Annotated in this window: 12 protein-coding genes; 7 read left to right on the forward strand and 5 right to left on the reverse strand. The window is 70.4% G+C overall.

Going from position 1 to position 16,383, the window contains the following annotated elements; genetic code table 11:
- Nucleotides 1-5: 5 nt before the first annotated feature.
- Nucleotides 6-734, reverse strand: a complete 729-nt coding sequence (locus AC5YDA_RS02105) for an FCD domain-containing protein (RefSeq protein ID WP_496189426.1) — start codon at nucleotides 732-734, stop codon at nucleotides 6-8.
- A 183-nt stretch (nucleotides 735-917) separates the two neighbouring features.
- Between AC5YDA_RS02105 and AC5YDA_RS02110 the strand changes: the two genes are divergently transcribed.
- Nucleotides 918-2,348, forward strand: a complete 1,431-nt coding sequence (locus AC5YDA_RS02110) for a serine/threonine-protein kinase (RefSeq protein ID WP_496189425.1) — start codon at nucleotides 918-920, stop codon at nucleotides 2,346-2,348.
- Nucleotides 2,349-2,358: 10 nt separating this feature from the next.
- On the opposite strand, the gene AC5YDA_RS02115 is transcribed toward AC5YDA_RS02110, so the two are convergent.
- On the reverse strand, nucleotides 2,359-3,747 hold the full coding sequence (locus AC5YDA_RS02115) for a serine hydrolase domain-containing protein (protein WP_496189424.1): 1,389 nt from the start codon (nucleotides 3,745-3,747) through the stop codon (nucleotides 2,359-2,361).
- A 766-nt stretch (nucleotides 3,748-4,513) separates the two neighbouring features.
- Between AC5YDA_RS02115 and AC5YDA_RS02120 the strand changes: the two genes are divergently transcribed.
- The 5 genes from AC5YDA_RS02120 to AC5YDA_RS02140 all read left to right on the forward strand — a co-directional run bounded on the left by AC5YDA_RS02120 (nucleotide 4,514) and on the right by AC5YDA_RS02140 (nucleotide 11,683).
- On the forward strand, nucleotides 4,514-6,724 hold the full coding sequence (locus AC5YDA_RS02120) for an NADP-dependent isocitrate dehydrogenase (protein WP_496189423.1): 2,211 nt from the start codon (nucleotides 4,514-4,516) through the stop codon (nucleotides 6,722-6,724).
- A 106-nt stretch (nucleotides 6,725-6,830) separates the two neighbouring features.
- Nucleotides 6,831-7,574, forward strand: a complete 744-nt coding sequence (locus tag AC5YDA_RS02125) for a trimeric intracellular cation channel family protein (RefSeq protein WP_496189422.1) — start codon at nucleotides 6,831-6,833, stop codon at nucleotides 7,572-7,574.
- Between the two features lie 5 nt (nucleotides 7,575-7,579).
- Nucleotides 7,580-8,491: a patatin-like phospholipase family protein gene (locus tag AC5YDA_RS02130; RefSeq protein ID WP_496189421.1), complete on the forward strand. Its 912-nt coding sequence runs from the start codon at nucleotides 7,580-7,582 to the stop codon at nucleotides 8,489-8,491.
- Nucleotides 8,492-8,501: 10 nt separating this feature from the next.
- Nucleotides 8,502-9,671, forward strand: coding sequence for an amidohydrolase (locus AC5YDA_RS02135; RefSeq protein ID WP_496189420.1), 1,170 nt, complete (start codon nucleotides 8,502-8,504; stop codon nucleotides 9,669-9,671).
- A gap of 101 nt (nucleotides 9,672-9,772) precedes the next feature.
- Nucleotides 9,773-11,683, forward strand: a complete 1,911-nt coding sequence (locus tag AC5YDA_RS02140) for a BCCT family transporter (RefSeq protein WP_496189419.1) — start codon at nucleotides 9,773-9,775, stop codon at nucleotides 11,681-11,683.
- A 64-nt stretch (nucleotides 11,684-11,747) separates the two neighbouring features.
- Here AC5YDA_RS02140 and AC5YDA_RS02145 read toward each other — a convergent pair whose 3' ends face one another.
- The 3 genes from AC5YDA_RS02145 to AC5YDA_RS02155 all read right to left on the reverse strand — a co-directional run bounded on the left by AC5YDA_RS02145 (nucleotide 11,748) and on the right by AC5YDA_RS02155 (nucleotide 14,627).
- On the reverse strand, nucleotides 11,748-11,990 hold the full coding sequence (locus tag AC5YDA_RS02145; RefSeq protein ID WP_496189418.1) for a hypothetical protein: 243 nt from the start codon (nucleotides 11,988-11,990) through the stop codon (nucleotides 11,748-11,750).
- Between the two features lie 98 nt (nucleotides 11,991-12,088).
- Nucleotides 12,089-13,162, reverse strand: coding sequence for a redox-regulated ATPase YchF (ychF, locus tag AC5YDA_RS02150; protein WP_496189417.1), 1,074 nt, complete (start codon nucleotides 13,160-13,162; stop codon nucleotides 12,089-12,091).
- 208 nt (nucleotides 13,163-13,370) lie between these two features.
- The gene (locus AC5YDA_RS02155; protein ID WP_496189416.1) at nucleotides 13,371-14,627 is read right to left on the reverse strand and encodes a M18 family aminopeptidase; all 1,257 of its coding nucleotides are present in this window, start codon (nucleotides 14,625-14,627) and stop codon (nucleotides 13,371-13,373) included.
- Between the two features lie 123 nt (nucleotides 14,628-14,750).
- Between AC5YDA_RS02155 and AC5YDA_RS02160 the strand changes: the two genes are divergently transcribed.
- Nucleotides 14,751-16,349 (forward strand): DNA recombination protein RmuC, encoded by a 1,599-nt coding sequence (locus AC5YDA_RS02160; protein WP_496189415.1) that lies wholly within the window; start codon nucleotides 14,751-14,753, stop codon nucleotides 16,347-16,349.
- Nucleotides 16,350-16,383: the final 34 nt, after the last annotated feature.

Consider the following 16,383-nt stretch of genomic DNA (forward strand, 5'->3'; position numbering starts at 1 on the left):
CCCGTTCAGCCCTCGAGGAACTCCTCGTCCACGTGTGGATCGAGGACCAGGGGCGGCCCGACGAGATAGGGGGCGTCCATGCGGGGGGCCCCGACGAAGTGCAGTCGATCCACGACCGCCAGGCTCAGGACCTCGAGGTCGCCGAACTCTCCGGACTCGATCAGGTCGACCACACGTTGGTGGCAGCGCATCACCTCGCTGAGCACGCCCCGCTCCACGGGGACGCGGAGACCGTCGCAGGCAGTCCGCTGGCGAAGCTCCTTGCAGAGGCGCGCCAGTTCCGCGTTGGGGTGGAGCGAGATCAGGCCTGCGTAGAACTCGTCGTCAGCACGCCGGAACTCGCCGTAGTCGTTCTTCGCCAAGGCGCTCTCGACCCGGTCGGCGAGATGCCGCAGCGTGATGATGTCGACCGTCCGTGCTCGCTCACCGGCCGCACGGATGGCCGGCGGCTCGATGAGCCGCCGGATCTGCAGGATCTCCTCGTCCGGCATCTCTGCCAGCGACCGGGCCCGCACCCGATCGTTGCCCACGCGCTCGAGGAACCCGTCCCGGCCCAACTCCATCAGGACGGCCACGGCCATGGGCTCCTCGACGCGCAGCAGCGATGCCACGCGCGCAATGGATTGGGGGCGGTCGGGCGCCAGGATGCCGTCGACCACGAGCATCCGCAGGCAGGCCACCAAGTACGCCGGCGCGCGCGGAAAACGCTCACTCGGCGTCGCCTTCACATGCACCGGTGCTCCTCCTGCGGTCCTGGTCCGAGCCTAGGGGGCCGGGCCGGGCGAGGTGGTTGTTGCCGCAATATCGGCCATGACGAACGCACCCGGGGCCCCACCGCCCCTTTCCGCTTGTCATGCCCACGTCCGCCCCGTCGGATCGAGTTTGGAGACAACGGCCTCGGCGCGGACAATGGAGGGGTGGAACCAGGCGCAAGGCTCGACCACCGGTACCGCCTCGACACCCGCATCGGGCACGGGGCGGTGGGTGACGTCTGGCGAGCCCGCGACCTGAACCTGGGCCGGGAGGTGGCGGTCAAGACCATCCGACTGGGGGCCGGCTCCAACGACGTCGTCCTCGGCCGGTTCCGCCGCGAGGTGGACGCCGCGGCCTCCCTGAACCACGGCAACGTGGTGTCCCTGCACGACGCCGGGCGCGACGGCGATGTCGCCTATCTGGTCATGGAACTCCTGGAGGGCCCCTCGGTGGCCGACCTGGTGACGAACGGCGGCCCCGTCACCCTCCAGCAGGGGCTCACCATCGGCGAGGACGTCGCCCTCGGGCTCGTCGCGGCCCACCGGGCCGGCATCATCCACCGCGACGTGAAGCCGGCCAACGCCGTGCTCCACCAAGGCAGGGTCAAGATCGTCGACTTCGGCATCGCCCGCCTCACCGAGCACCAGGGTGAGGCCCTGACCGAAACGGGCTTCACGGCCGGGACCGCCGCATACCTCTCCCCCGAGCAGGCCCGGGGCGACCAGGTCGAACCCCGCAGCGACGTCTACTCGCTGGGCTGTCTCCTCTTCGCCCTGTTCACCGGCCAGCCCCCGTTCCCGCGCGACCTGCCCGTCGCCCAAGCGCTCGCACACCTCACCGAGGAGCCCCCGCGACTGCGCGCCCGGCGTCCGGGCCTCCCGGAGGAGCTGGACACCCTCGTCCACCGGATGCTCGCCAAGGATCCCGCCGACCGCCCGACCTCGGCCGAGGTGGCGGATGCACTGGCCGGGATGCGGGAAGGTGACCGGACCGCGATCCTGCCGACGGGCATGCCTGTGAGCCCGCTGCCCCAGCGCCCCAGCGGTGTGGCGCCCCGACGTGCACTCCGCCCCTCGGGCTCCCGCTGGCCGGGCGTGGCCGCGGCCGCCGTTCTCGTCGCCGCCCTCACGCTGGGTTTCTGGCAACTCCGGCCCGACGATGGGAGCTTCTCGACCGCGTCCGTCGCCCGTCCGCCCGCGACGACACCGTCCCCGACCGCCCCGATCCCGGCGGCGCCGGCACCCGCCCCGTCCCCGTTCGGCCCGGACGGCGTGTGGACGCCCATCCCCAAGGCGCCGCCGACGACGACCCCCGCCACCACCTCCGGCTCGCTGGCCACCACGTCGACCCGCGCCCCCGTCGACCTGGGGCCCTCGGTCCGCGCCATCTCCAACGCCATCGCCGGCGTGGCGAACCCGGGCGCGCGCAGGCAGCTCGAGCGCGAGTGGGGGTCGCTGTCGTCGGGCCTCACCCCGGCCAACGCGGGCGCACGCCTCGACCAGATGGCCGCCACCGTCCGGAGCACCAAACAACTGACGGACGCCGAGCGGAGCGCCATCCTCGCTGCCATCGGCTCCGCGCGCAGGCAGCTCTGACCAGACCGCCTCAGGCGGAGGCCAGATCCGCCGGGCTCCCGCCCGCCAGGGGCGCCGACTCGATCCACTCCGTCCGGCCCGAGCCGTCGTCACGCAGGTGCACCAGCAGCCCGTGCGGGGAGTCCAGCGTGATGACGTGTCCGACCCAGTGACCCCACGCGACCCAGGCACCGGACGCCGCGACCCCCAGCCGACGGGACCCCCACGTCATCTCCGAGTCGAGCCAGCGCCCGTGACCGACCGGGATCCGGTTGTCCCCGCCGTCGGCGTCCACCCAGCGCAGGATCCAGCCGTCAGGATCGTCGTTGAGCTGCCAGCGGTTCGTCCGGTTCTCGAACGACAGGTACACGGAACCACCCCGCTCGCCACCCACCGTGGGCAGCGCCACGTGGGCCAGCCGTTCCGCCAGGGCCGCGTCGCCGCCACCCGGACGGTCGAACGCCGGGACCAGTGAGGACCACAGCTCGTTGAGGACCTCCTGCATGCGAGCCGTGAGCCCCGTCAGAACGACCACCGCATCCAGGGCCGGCATGACGATCCCGAACTGGCCCAGAGCGCCGTCGCCACGGTATCCACCCCGGGTGTCGAGCCAGACCTGCCAGCCGTAGCCCTGGGCCCAGTCCGGGTTCGTCTGGCTGGCATCCGTCGCCACGTGCTTCTGCCGGTGCCCGGAGATCCACTCCGGGGGCAGGAGGCGTCGGCCGTCCCGGACGCCGTCGTCGGCGAGCAGTTGGAAGAAGGACGCGATGCCCTCGGGCGGCAGGTGGAGGCCGGTGAAGCCGAGCACGCGCCCGTTCGCGTCGGTGTCCCAGCGCGAATCGGTGATGCCGAGCGGACCGAGGACGCGGTCACGCAGCACCTCGTGGACCGTCCGTCCCGTGGCGTGCCGGACGACCTCCGCCAACGTCCAGGTGGCGAACTGGTTGTAGCAGAACGTCGCGCCCGGCTGGCCCTCCGGCTCCACGGCGAGCACGGACCGCCAGGGCTGGCGTCCGGGCAGTTTCGCCAGATGCTGGGTGAACACGGTGTCGGACGTGTGCCCGGTGGCCATGGCCAAGCAGTCACGCACCCGCATGCGTGAGGCCACCGGACCCGCCTCGTCCACCACATCGGCGAAGAGGTCCACGAGCCGGTCGTCGTAGCCGAACGCACCGTCGGCCACCGCGATCCCCACGGCCGCCGAGCAGAAGGTCTTCGACAGCGAGTACAGCAGCGGGGCGTGCTCCTGTGTGTAGGGCGCCCAGGTCGCCTCGGCGAAGATCCGGCCGTGGCGCAGCAGGTGCAGACTGTGCAGCGCGATGCGGCGGCGGGCCAATCCATCGAGGAAGGCGTGCACCCCGGCCGGGTCGACACCCACGTCCGTGGGGAGCGCCCGCGGGAGAGGGCGTTCGATGCTCACCCGATCAGTTTTGCACGGTTCTCCACAGGCAGCTGGGCATGGGATGTGGATGTCGGAGGTGTTCCTGTGGAGCACGCAGCTCCTCTGTGGACGACACGCCGCGACCTTGCCGACGCCCCACCGCCCGTACTAAGAATGTCCTTACACGTCAGGCCGGGAGGCTGGCGTGGGATGGCATGATCGAGTGGCCGCCGGTGGTCTGCAGTCCACCGATTCATCCGGGTGACGTGGATGGAGGCGCTTTCCCTCGTGTCATCGGCCGGAATCGTCACGCCATCTCCGGTCAGAACAAAGATGTCGGGCCCCCACCGCTCATACCGGTGGCGGGCCCGCTCTTGTTCTCGTCGGTTTCCTCGTCGCGGGATGCCCCTTTCGCCTGGCTGGCCCGCGCTTGGTCCCTCCGCCCTTGGTCCCTCTGCCCCCTAGTCCCTCCGCGCCCTCGTCCTTCCGCCCTTGGTCCCCCTGCGCCCTGGTCCCTCCGCACCCCGATCCCTCCGCCCTTGGTCCCTCCGCACCCCGATCCCTCCGCGCCCACGCGTCGGTTTGCCCCACTCGGGCGGGTTTGCCACGCGCTCAGAGGTGGCAAACCTGAGTGTCGGTGCTCCCGGGCGGCGCCCACGTGACCAACCTGAGTGTCGGCGCGCCCCAGCCCCGACGCGAGAGCCCACCCCCGTGTCAGCGCTCCCCCGGTGGCCTGGACCAGCGCGGCGAACCGATAGGGTGGTCGGTGCATCACTGGACACATTCAAGGGAGATCCGAGTCCGCATGGCCAAGATCATCTACACGCTCACCGACGAAGCCCCGATGCTCGCCACCTACTCCCTCCTGCCGATCATCGAGGCCTTCACCTCGACCGCCGGCGTGGAGGTCGAGACCCGCGACATCTCGCTGGCCGGCCGCATCCTGGCCGCGTTCGCCGACCGGCTTCCCGAGACGCAGCGCGTCCCGGACGCCCTCGCCGAGCTCGGCCAGCTCGCGAAGACGCCCGAGGCGAACATCATCAAGCTGCCGAACATCTCGGCGTCCCTGCCGCAGCTGGACGCGGCCGTCGCGGAGCTGAACGCCCAGGGCTACGACCTGCCGTCCTACGCCGAGGCGGACGCCGACGCGAAGGCCCGCTACGACGCGGTCAAGGGTTCCGCGGTGAACCCGGTGCTCCGCGAGGGCAACTCCGACCGCCGCGCGCCGCTGGCGGTCAAGAACTACGCCCGCAAGCACCCGCACTCGATGGGCGCCTGGTCGGCCGACAGCAAGACCGAGATCGCGACCATGGGCCGCGACGACTTCCGCACCAACGAGCAGTCGGTCGTCATGCCCGAGGCTGACACCCTGCGCATCCAGCTCGTGGACACCACCGGTGAGATCACCGTCCTGCTGGACAACCTGAAGGTGCTCAAGGGCGAGGTCGTGGACGCCACCGTCCTGCGCGCCGCCTCCCTGGACGCGTTCCTCGCCGACCAGATCGCCCGCGCCAAGGAGATGGGCGTCCTGTTCTCGGTGCACCTCAAGGCCACCATGATGAAGGTCTCCGACCCGGTGATCTTCGGCCACGTCGTCCGTGCGTTCTTCCCGAAGACGTTCGCCACCTACGGCGCCGAGCTGCACGCCGCCGGCCTCACCGGCAACAACGGCCTGGGTGCGATCCTCGCCGGCCTCGAGGGCCTCGAGAAGGGCGCCGAGATCAAGGCGTCCATCGAATCCGAGCTGGCGGACGGCCCGGCACTGGCGATGGTGAACTCCGACAAGGGCATCACCAACCTGCACGTCCCCTCCGACGTGATCGTGGACGCCTCGATGCCGGCCATGATCCGCATCGGCGGCAAGATGTGGGGCCCGGACGGCAAGGAGGCCGACACCCTCGCGGTGATCCCGGACTCCTCCTACGCCGGCGTCTACCAGGCCGTCGTGGAGGACTGCAAGGTCAACGGCGCCTACGACCCGGTCACCATGGGCTCGGTCCCCAATGTCGGCCTCATGGCGCAGGCGGCCGAGGAGTACGGCTCCCACAACAAGACCTTCGAGATCGCCAAGACCGGCAAGGTGCAGGTCGTCACCGAGTCCGGCGAGGTGCTGATGGAGCACGACGTCGCCCCCGGTGACATCTGGCGCGCCTGCCAGACCAAGGACGCCCCGATCCGCGACTGGGTGAAGCTGGCCGTGACCCGCGCCCGCGTCTCCGACACCCCGGCGATCTTCTGGCTGGACTCCGAGCGCGCCCACGACCGCAACCTGATCACGCTGGTCGAGAAGTACCTCGCCGAGCACGACACCGAGGGCCTGGACATCTCCATCCTGTCCCCCGTCGAGGCGACCAAGAAGTCGGTCGAGCGCATCCGCCGCGGCGAGGACACGATCTCGGTGACCGGCAACGTCCTGCGCGACTACAACACCGACCTGTTCCCGATCCTCGAGGTCGGCACCTCGGCGAAGATGCTGTCGGTCGTCCCGCTCATGAACGGCGGCGGCATGTTCGAGACCGGCGCCGGCGGCTCCGCCCCCAAGCATGTGCAGCAGCTCGTCGAGGAGAACTACCTCCGTTGGGATTCCCTCGGTGAGTTCCTCGCGCTGGCCGAGTCGCTGCAGCACCTGGCCCGCACCTCCGACAACCCGAGGGCGGCCGTCCTGGGCAAGTCGCTGGACGCCGCGACCGGCACCCTGCTGGACGAGGACAAGTCCCCGGCACGCCGGGTGGGCCAGACCGACAACCGTGGCTCGCACGCGTGGCTGGCGGTCTTCTGGGCCGAGGAACTGGCCAAGCAGACCGAGGACGCCGACCTCGCGGCCGCGTTCGGCCCCGTGGCCACGCAACTGCGCGCCCAGGCGGACCAGATCAGCCAGGAGCTGATCGCCGTGCAGGGTTCCCCCGTGGACCTGGGTGGCTACTACCGCCCGGACGTCGACAAGACCACCGCGGTCATGCGTCCGTCGGTGACGCTGAACGATGTCATCGCGCGGTTGAGCTCGCCGGGTCGCTGATAGCCCGGAACCGACCCCCCGCCTGCATTTCCGGGTGGAGTTTCCCCAAGGATCGTTGGGGAAACTCCACCCGGAAATGCGTCACGGGGGATGAGAAGATCACCCTGTGATCTGGGATGCCGAGACTCTGTTCCGCATCGTCGACGTGACGGGGGTGGTCGCCAACGGTCTGCTCGGCGGTGCCGTGGCCCGCTCCCGGAGGTTCGACATCGTGGGGTTCGCCACGCTGGCGATCATCTCGGGGCTGGGCGGCGGCATGCTGCGCGACGTGCTGCTCGGTGCCGGCTACCCGGTCGCCCTGACCGACCCGGCCTACCTCTCGGGCGCCCTCATCGCGGCCACGATCGCCTACTTCATCCACCTCGAGGGAACGATCGCCCGCGGCGCCCTCGCCCTGGCCGACGTGCTCGCCCTGGGCTGCTGGTCGGCGACCGGCACCATCAAGGCCGCCTCCCTCGGCCTGCAGCTGATTCCGTCGATCATGCTGGGCGTGATCACAGCCGTCGGTGGGGGCATGCTCCGCGACGTCCTGGTCGGCAAGACCCCGGCCGTGTTCGGCGGGAACACGTTGTACGCCTCCCTCGCCGTCGTGGGCAGCATCGAGGCCCTGGTGTTCTTCCAGTTCGGCATGCGTGAAGTCGCCATGGGTTCGTCCATCCTGACCTGCGCCGTGCTCGGGCTGCTGGCGCGCCGGCTGGGCTGGATGCTGCCCGAGCCCGTCGACTTCAGCCTGCGCTCCGCGCTGAAACCCTTGGCCCCGCGCGCGAACATCACGCGCCTGAAGGGACTCGTCGACCGTCCCGAGGCACCACGCCCCGATCACCACGCCGACTCCCCCGAGGAGGATTGACACCTATGTCCCACCCCACACGGGGCTCCACCGTCTCCGTGAACGCCCCCGGGGTCGCGCTCGTCTTCGAGGGCGGCGGCATGCGGGCGGCCTACACGTCGGCCATGGTCGTCGCGCTGGTCGAGGCGGGCATCGTGTTCCCGTTCGTGGCCGGGATCTCGGCCGGGGCGTCCAACACCGTCAACTACCTGGCGGGCGACGCCCGGCGGGCGCGGACGTCCTTCACCACGTTCGCGGCCGACCCCCAGTTCGGTGATTGGCGGACGTTCCTGCGTGGCGAGGGCCTGTTCAACTCGGACTACATCTACCGGCGGACGTCCGGGCCGGGGCAGGCGTTGCCGTTCGACCTGGCCGCCTTCGACGCCCATCCGGGCGAGATGTCGATCAGCGCGTTCCGTGCCCGGGACGGGGCGACCGTCCGCTGGGGACGCTCCGACGTCCACACCCAGCTCGACCTGATGGCGCGGGTCCAGGCGTCCTCGACGATGCCGGTGGTGATGCCACCGGTCGAGATCGACGGCGACCTCTACGTGGACGGCGCCCTCGGCGAGACCGGCGGGATCCCCTTCGACGCCGCGCGCGAGGCCGGGTACTCGCGGTTCGTGGTGGTGCTCACCCAGGAGCGCGGGTACACCAAGAAGCCGCTGCCGAACCCGTGGTTCTACCGCCGCCACTTCCGCGACCACCCGGCGGTGGCGGAGGCCCTCCTCACCCGCTGGGCGCGCTACAACGCCGCCCGCGACGAGTTGTTCGCGCTCGAGCGCGCGGGCCAGGCGTACGTGTTCGCGCCCGAGTCGATGACGATCTCCAACGGGGAGCGCAACGTCGCGAAGCTGCAGGCCGCGCACGAGCGCGGGTTGGCCCAGGCCGCGCGCGAACTCCCCCGCCTGCGCGAGTTCGTGGGGCTGCGCGACTAGGCTCGACGCCATGAATGTCGCCATCACCGGAGCCCACGTCGTCCCCGTCACCGCCGACCCCTTCGACGGCACCGTCGTCCTCACCGACGGCCGCATCGCCGCCCTCGGCACGGACGTCGCCGTCCCGGACGGTCACGAGGTGGTCGACGCCGCGGGCGCGTGGGTGCTCCCCGGTCTGGTGGACGCCCACGTCCACCTCGGCGTGTGGGAGGAGGGCGAGGGCTGGGCCGGCCAGGACACCAACGAGATGACCGACCCGGTGATGGCCGGGGCCCGCGCACTGGACGCGATCAACCCCTACGACCAAGGATTCGCCGACGCCGTGGCCGGCGGCGTGACCGCGGTGAACGTGAACCCGGGTTCGGGGAACCCGATCGGCGGCCTCACCGTGGCGATCAAGACCTGGGGCCGCGTCGTCGACGAGATGGCGCTCCGCTCCCCCTCGGGGTTGAAGGCGGCCCTGGGAGAGAACCCGAAGAGGGTCTACGGCGAACAGAAGAAGACGCCCTCGACCCGGCTGGGCACCGCGCTCGTCATCCGGAAGGCATTCACCGAGGCCCGCAACCATGCGGGCAAGGACGACGCCGGGGGCAACCTCGTGCACGAGGCGATGCTCAAGGTGCTGAACCGCGAGATCCCGTGGCGCCAGCACTGCCACCGTGCCGACGACATCGCGACCGCCCTCCGGATGGCCGACGAGTTCGGCTACGAGCTGGTGCTCGACCACGGCACCGAGAGTTGGAAGATCGCCGACCTCGTCGGCGGGCGGGGCATCCCCGTCCTGTACGGCCCGCTCATCGTGACCCGCTCCAAGGTCGAGGTGCGGGAGCGGTTGCTCTCGGCCCCCGGCATCCTGGACCGCGCGGGCTCCCCCGTCTCCCTCATCACCGACCACCCGGTCGTCCCCATCGAGTACCTCGTGACGCAGGCCGCGCTGGCCGTCCGCGAGGGCATGGACGCCGCCGCCGCCCTGCGCGCCATCACGATCAACCCGGCCCGCGTGATGGGCGTGGCCGACCGCATCGGTTCGCTCGAGGTGGGCAAGGACGCCGATGTCGTGCTTTGGTCCGGGGACCCTCTGGAGATCGCCCAGAAGGTGCTGCGGACGTGGATCTCGGGCCGCGAGGTCTACTCCTACGACCCCGAGACCAGGACGCCGACCTGGCAGCCGCGCACCTGACCGGACGCGGGTCGGTTGCCAAACCGGAGGGCTCGGGGTGCTTATTTGCGCCAAGTGACATACGGTCGAACGGCTCTGTCCGCTATCCAGGAAGCATGCCCATGACTGACCAGGACCGCCCGACCGGGTCCACGCGGAGGCTGAAACTCACCCGCGCCAGCCGATCCCAAGCAGGGAGGGCCCGCGCCCGCCGCACCCTGCTGAACTCACACGCGAGCGCCGCCTTGGCCCGCATGACGGGCGAGGGAAAGGTGTTGGATGCCAACCACCCCGCCCTCGAACCGACCGCCGACCTGCGCAACGAACGCCCCGGCACCCTCGACAAGATCGTGTTCTCGATCACCGCCGTGGTGTCCTTGGCCTTCATCGCCTGGGGCTTGGTGTCCCCCACCAGCCTGTCGACCTCGGCGGCCACGGGTCAGGGCTGGGTCGTGTCGAACGCAGGCTGGTTCTTCGCACTGGCCGCGACCGGCTTCGTGCTCTTCATCCTGTGGCTGGCGATGAGCCCCTTCGGCAACATCCCACTCGGTCGCGACGGCGAGGGCCCGGAGTTCCGCACCTCGTCCTGGATCGCGATGATGTTCAGCGCCGGCATGGGCATCGGCCTGATGTTCTACGGCGCGGCCGAGCCGCTGGCGCACTTCGTGACACCCCCACCCGGGACCGGTGCCCCCGGCAACGAGAACGCGATCCGGAACGCCCTGTCCACCACGATGTTCCACTGGGCACTCCACCCGTGGGCGATCTACGCCGTCGTCGGCGTGGCCGTGGCCTACAGCGTGTTCCGCAAGGGGCGTCCGCTCACCATGAGTGCCGTCTTCGAGCCGCTGCTGGGCCACCGCCAGACCTACGGTCCGGCCGGGAAGGTCATCGACATCTTCGCGATCTTCGCCACCCTGTTCGGCTCGGCGACCTCCCTGGGTCTGGGTGCGCTGCAGATCCTGTCCGGCGCCCAGATCCTCGGATGGATCGAAGGTCCGAGCAACACCGCGCTGGTCATCCTCATCACCCTCCTGACGACCGCCTTCATCCTGTCGGCCGTGTCCGGGGTGAGCCGGGGCATCCAGTACCTGTCCAACATCAACATGGGCCTGGCCGTCGCCCTGGCACTGTTCGTGTTCGTCGTCGGCCCCACGGTGTTCATCCTGAACCTGCTCCCTGCCACACTCGGCACCTACCTGCAGAACCTGATGCAGATGTCGGCCCGCACCGGCACCAGCGGTGAGCCCGCGCTGCAGTGGCTCGCCGGCTGGACGATCTTCTACTGGGCTTGGTGGGTCAGCTGGACGCCGTTCGTCGGCATGTTCATCGCCCGCATCTCCCGGGGCCGTACCATCCGGCAGTTCGTCTCCGGCGTTCTGCTGCTGCCCAGCGCCGTGAGCCTGGTCTGGTTCTCCATCTTCGGCGGTGCCGCCATCGACGCCGAGCAGCACGACGCTGCCCTCAGCCAGATCGGCTCCGCCGAGGAGACGCTGTTCGTCCTGCTCGCGACCATGCCGTGGCCGTCCGTCACCGCGGTCCTGGTCATGGTGCTGACGTCGATCTTCTTCATCTCCGGGGCGGACGCGTCGTCGGTCGTCATGGGCACCCTGTCGGAGAACGGAACCATCGAGCCGTCACGCCCCACGGTCATCTTCTGGGGCGTGGCGACCGGCGCGGTGGCCGCGATCATGCTGATCATCGGCGGGAGCAAGGCGCTGGCGGGTCTGCAGTCGATCACGATCATCGCAGGACTCCCCTTCATGGTGGTGATGATCGGCATGGTGGTCTCGCTGATGCGGGACCTGCACGACGACCCGATGATGGTGCGCCGCCGCTATGCCGCCAAGGCGATCGAGGCCGCCGTCGTCGAGGGCGTGGTCAGCCACGGCGACGACTTCGTGCTGGCGGTCGACCCCACTCTCCCGGGTGAGGGTGTCGGGGCGCTCGTCCAGGAGGACGAGAGGGGCACCGCCGAGACCATCGTCGCGCCACCCCCCGCGGTGGGCGAGGACGAGGCGACGCAGGTCTGACCGGACGGTCAGCGTCCGGTCCCGACCAGGCGCCGCCCGGCAGGCTGACGCGGCGTCCGGTCGGCTAGGAACCGGCCCGGTGGGTCATCTCGTCGACGATCCACCGGGCCGTCTCGCGCTCGCAGGCGCCGGGTTCGAAGTTGACGGAGAAGATGCCGGTGACCTCGGTCAGTTGCGGCACTCCCTGGAGGCTGAGGATCTCGTCCGCCTCGCGCGCGTACTCGTCGCGCGGCGCGCCGGCCGCGATCAGGCCGACGGGGTCGGCCTCCGCCAGGATCTCGATCATCTGCTCGCGCGTGAGTGCCATGGGGTGCAGCCTACTGAGGCGTGGGGGTGCCACCATGCCACCGAGGTGCAGGACACGCCGTCAGAACGGGCCGTTGCCCGGCAGACTCTGACCAACGCTCACACGTTGAAACGGAACTCCACGACGTCGCCGTCCGCCATCACGTAGTCCTTGCCCTCCAGGCGCATCTTGCCGGCGGCCTTGGCCGCGGCCTCCGAACCGGCGGCGACGAGGTCACCGAACGAGACGATCTGGGCCTTGATGAAGCCCTTCTGGAAGTCCGTGTGGATGACACCCGCGGCCTCGGGGGCGGTGGCGCCCTTGCGGATCGTCCAGGCGCGCGCCTCCTTGGGACCGGCCGTCAGGTAGGACTGCAGGCCCAGCGTGTCGTACCCCACGCGGGCGAGCTTGTCGAGACCCGGCTCCTCCACGCCCATTTCGGCGAGGAACTCCCGGGCCTCGTCCTCGTCCATCTCGACGAGCTCGGACTCGAACTTGGCGTCCAGGAACACGGCCTCGGCCGGGGCGACCAGCGAGCGCATCCGCGCCTGGAGCTCGTCGTTGGCCAGCTCGTCCTGGTCGCAGTTGAAGACGTAGATGAACGGCTTGGCGGTCAGCAGGAACAGGTCGCGCAGCAGTTCGGTGTCCAGGCCGGAGGCGAACACCGTCCGGCCGGAGTTCAGCACCTCCTGCGCCGCCAGCATGGCCTCCAGCTTCGGCTTGGCCTCCTTGCGGATCCGGGCCTCCTTCTCCACGCGGACGAGCGCCTTCTCCAGCGTCTGGAGGTCCGCGAGGATCAACTCGGTGGTGACCGTCTCGATGTCGTTGCCCGGGTTCACGTCGCCGTCCACGTGCGTCACGTCGGCGTCCTCGAAGACGCGCGTCACCTGACAGATGGCGTCCGCCTCGCGGATGTTGGCCAGGAACGCATTGCCCATGCCCTCGCCCTGCGAGGCGCCCTTCACGATGCCGGCGATGTCGACGAACGACACCGTCGCGGGGAGCTGCTTCTCCGAACCGTAGATCTCGGCGAGCTTGGCCAGCCGGGGCTCGGGCACCCCCACCACACCCACGTTCGGCTCGATCGTCGCGAACGGATAGTTCGCCGCAAGGACGTCGTTGCGAGTGAGTGCGTTGAACAGGGTCGACTTGCCCGCGTTGGGGAGTCCGACGATTCCGATGGTGAGTGCCACGGGAGAGCATTCTAAGGCCCGGACCAGCGAAGGCCCGACCGCGGTTGCACGGGGCAGGCCCGGCCGAGCCCGCCGTGGGTTCGACGCTGCCGGACCCGCGCACCGCGGGCAGCCTCCCGACAGGTCAACAGGCGAAGGATGGAGTGAACTTGTTCCCCGACTGGGGGTGTCAAGTTCACGCTGTCCGCACGCCCGGCGCCGGGGAGGCTCAGGCCCCCGCGAAGTAGGCGGTCAGGGCCTCGGCCAGCCAACCCGGGTCGAGGACGCCGGCGAGTTCACGGGTGGAGTGCATGCTCAGCAGCGGGATGCCCACATCGCACATCACCAGTCCGAGGCGCTCGGCGGTCATGGGCCCGATCGTGGAGCCGCACGGCACCGAGTTGTTGGACACGAAGTCCTGGGTGGGGACACCGGCCGCCCCGCAGGCGCGGCGCCACAGGGACGAACTGGCGGCGTCCGAGGTGTAGCGCAGGTTGGCGTTGTGCTTCAGCAGCGGCCCGCCGTTCAGCAGCGGGCGGTGCTCCGGGTCGTGCAGCTGCGGGTGGTTGGGGTGGATGGCGTGCCCGGCGTCCGCCGAGATGCACGATGAGCGGGCCAGCATGCGGTGCCACCCGTCGGCGTCCGCACCCAGGGCGCCGGCGACCCGGCGCAGCACCTGCTCCAGCAGGGGGCCGGCCCCGCCGGAACGGGAGGATGAGCCGACTTCCTCGTGGTCGAAGCAGGCGAGCACCGTGATGTCGTCCCCCTCGGCGTCCAGCAGTGCGACCAGCCCGGCGTGGACCGAGCTGAGGTTGTCGAGGCGCGGCGAGGCGAAGAACTCCTCCTGGGGCCCGAACACGGCCGGGGACTCGGTGATGTAGCAGTACAGGTCGTGGCTCGCGACGTCGGCGAGGTCGAGATCGGCGTGGTCGGCGATCAGGTCCAGCAGGTCCAGGTCGGGGCGTCCGACCGCGAAGACGGGCTTGAGGTGGGCCTGCCTGTCGAGGCGCAGGGCCTCGTTCACCGAACGATCCAGGTGCGGGGCGACCTGCGGCACGCGCAACCATGCCGGCGTCCGGACCAGCACCTGCTCCCCCGCCCGGGTCACGATGCGACCGGCCAATCCGAGCTCGCGGTCCAGCCACTGGTTGAGCAGCGGACCGCCGTACACCTCGACGGCGGCCTGCTGCCACCCGTGGGCGGACGCCGTGGGTTGCGGCTTGAGCTTCAGCGACGGGGAGTCGGTATGGGCGCCCACGATCCGGAACCCGGAATCGGCGTCAGCACCGGACGGGACATGCCACGCGACGATGGCGCCATCACGCAGGACGTAGCCACCGCCCGGTTCGAGCGCGAAGCGGGCGTCCTCGGGCTGCTCGGTGAAGCCGGCGGCGTCCAGCCGGCGGGCGACCTCGGCCGCGGCGTGGAAGGAGCTGGGGGAAGCGGAGACGAAGGCGGCCAGGTCGTTGATGTGGTCCAGTGCCATGGCTCCATCCTGCCTCGCGCAGGAAGGGACAGGGGCCCGACTCGCGGCCCCGGGCTCGCCTCCCTCCCGCCCCGGCGGCGAGGCCTGACGAGAATTGTCGGAGCCCCCTGACAGGATCAGGGCATGGACAACTTCGCCATCCTCCTCGTCGCCCTGCTCGTCGGCGTCGCCCTCGGTGCCGCCGGGGCATGGCTGGTCCTGCGTCGGGCGTCCGACACGACCGCGGTCGAGGACGCCGCGGCCACCGAGCGCCTGCGCGCGGCCGAGTCCGCAGCGCGGGCCGACTCCGAACGCGCGCGCGCTGACATCGCCAACGCCGAGGTCCGGGTGAGCCAGGCCGAGATCAAGGTGCAGGAGGCACGCGCCGAGGCCGAGCGCGCCCACCGCGCTGTGGCGGAGGCCCGCGCCGAGGTGGCGAGCGCCCAGGCCGAGGCGTCCGAGCAGTCGGCGAAGGTGGCCGCCCTGAGCGCCCGGTTGGACGCGGCCCTGGCCGAGCGCGACACCGCCCGCGCTCGCGCCGAGGAGATCGCAGCCGACCGCGACGGCCTGGTGAAGGAGTTCAAGCTGCTGTCGGGCGCCGCGCTGGACGAACAGGGCAAGAAGGCGGACGCCACCGCCGAGACCCGGCTCAAGGCCACCGAGCAGTTGATGGCCCCGATCAGGGAGAGCCTGGCCCTGTTCAACGACCGCCTGACCGAGGTCGAGAAGGCCCGTGTCGCGATGTCGAGCGAACTCGCCCAGCAGGTGCGCGCGGTCCAGTTCACCGGCGAGCAGTTGCGCCGCGAGACGAACGCCCTGTCGACGGCGCTGCGGAAGCCACAGGTCCGGGGCGCCTGGGGCGAGCTGCAGCTCAAGAGGGTCGCCGAGCTGGCCGGCATGCTGGAGCACTGCGACTTCACGCAGCAGTCGACGTCGACGACCTCGGACGATCGCGTGATCCGCCCCGACCTCAAGGTCACCCTCGCCGAGGGGAAGTTCGTCTACGTCGACGCCAAGGTGCCGCTCTCGGCGTTCCTGGATGCGCAGGAGACGGAGGACGAGCGCGATCGTGAGCGCCACCTGACCCAGTTCGCCAAGAACGTGAAGGGCCACGTGGACGCGCTGGGCGGCAAGAACTACTGGAAGGCCGACCCCGGTTCGCCGGAGTTCGTCGTCATGTTCATTCCCAACGAGGCGCTCGGCTTCGAGGCGCTGCGGATGGTGCCCGACCTGCACGAGTACGCCAGCAGCCGCAACGTCGTGGTCGCGACGCCGACGGTGTTGATCGCCATGCTGCGCTCGATCGCGTACGGCTGGAAGCAGGCCAGGCTGGCCGAATCCGCCGCCCAGGTGTCCACGCTGGGCCGGGAGCTGTACGAGCGGCTCGGGACGATGGGCCACAACGTCGACAAGCTCGGCCGCGCGCTGGGCTCGGCGGTGAAGGCCTACAACGCCTCCGTCGGCTCGCTCGAGACGCGCGTGATGGTCACGGCCCGCCGGTTCCGCGACCTGAAGGTCACCGAAGAGGAGTTGGCCGAGCTCACTCCCATCGAGGAGCCGCTCCGCCAGCTCGCGGCACCGGAGTTGGTGGAGGACGCGACAGCCGTCCCGGCCGTGATCGGACGCAAGCCGGTCACGGAGCTGCCCGAGTCGCCCGTCCTCAAGCGTGGCGAGCCCGACCTGCTCGAGCTGGTCAACGAGTCCGACCCGGAGCCCGCACCGTCGGCGCGCAGGCACGCCTGAGTGGAAGACCGACCGTCCTCGTCCCGGCAGGGGC

Source organism: Propioniciclava sp. LT294 (assembly GCF_059516005.1).

What these genes read in the sequence shown, in the direction of transcription:
- AC5YDA_RS02120 (WP_496189423.1), top strand. Translation starts at nt 4,514, where the DNA reads ATGGCCAAGATCATCTACACGCTCACCGACGAAGCCCCGATGCTCGCC.
- AC5YDA_RS02130 (WP_496189421.1), top strand. Translation starts at nt 7,580, where the DNA reads ATGTCCCACCCCACACGGGGCTCCACCGTCTCCGTGAACGCCCCCGGG.
- AC5YDA_RS02135 (WP_496189420.1), top strand. Translation starts at nt 8,502, where the DNA reads ATGAATGTCGCCATCACCGGAGCCCACGTCGTCCCCGTCACCGCCGAC.
- AC5YDA_RS02140 (WP_496189419.1), top strand. Translation starts at nt 9,773, where the DNA reads ATGACTGACCAGGACCGCCCGACCGGGTCCACGCGGAGGCTGAAACTC.
- AC5YDA_RS02145 (WP_496189418.1), bottom strand. Translation starts at nt 11,990, where the DNA reads ATGGCACTCACGCGCGAGCAGATGATCGAGATCCTGGCGGAGGCCGAC.
- AC5YDA_RS02155 (WP_496189416.1), bottom strand. Translation starts at nt 14,627, where the DNA reads ATGGCACTGGACCACATCAACGACCTGGCCGCCTTCGTCTCCGCTTCC.
- AC5YDA_RS02160 (WP_496189415.1), top strand. Translation starts at nt 14,751, where the DNA reads ATGGACAACTTCGCCATCCTCCTCGTCGCCCTGCTCGTCGGCGTCGCC.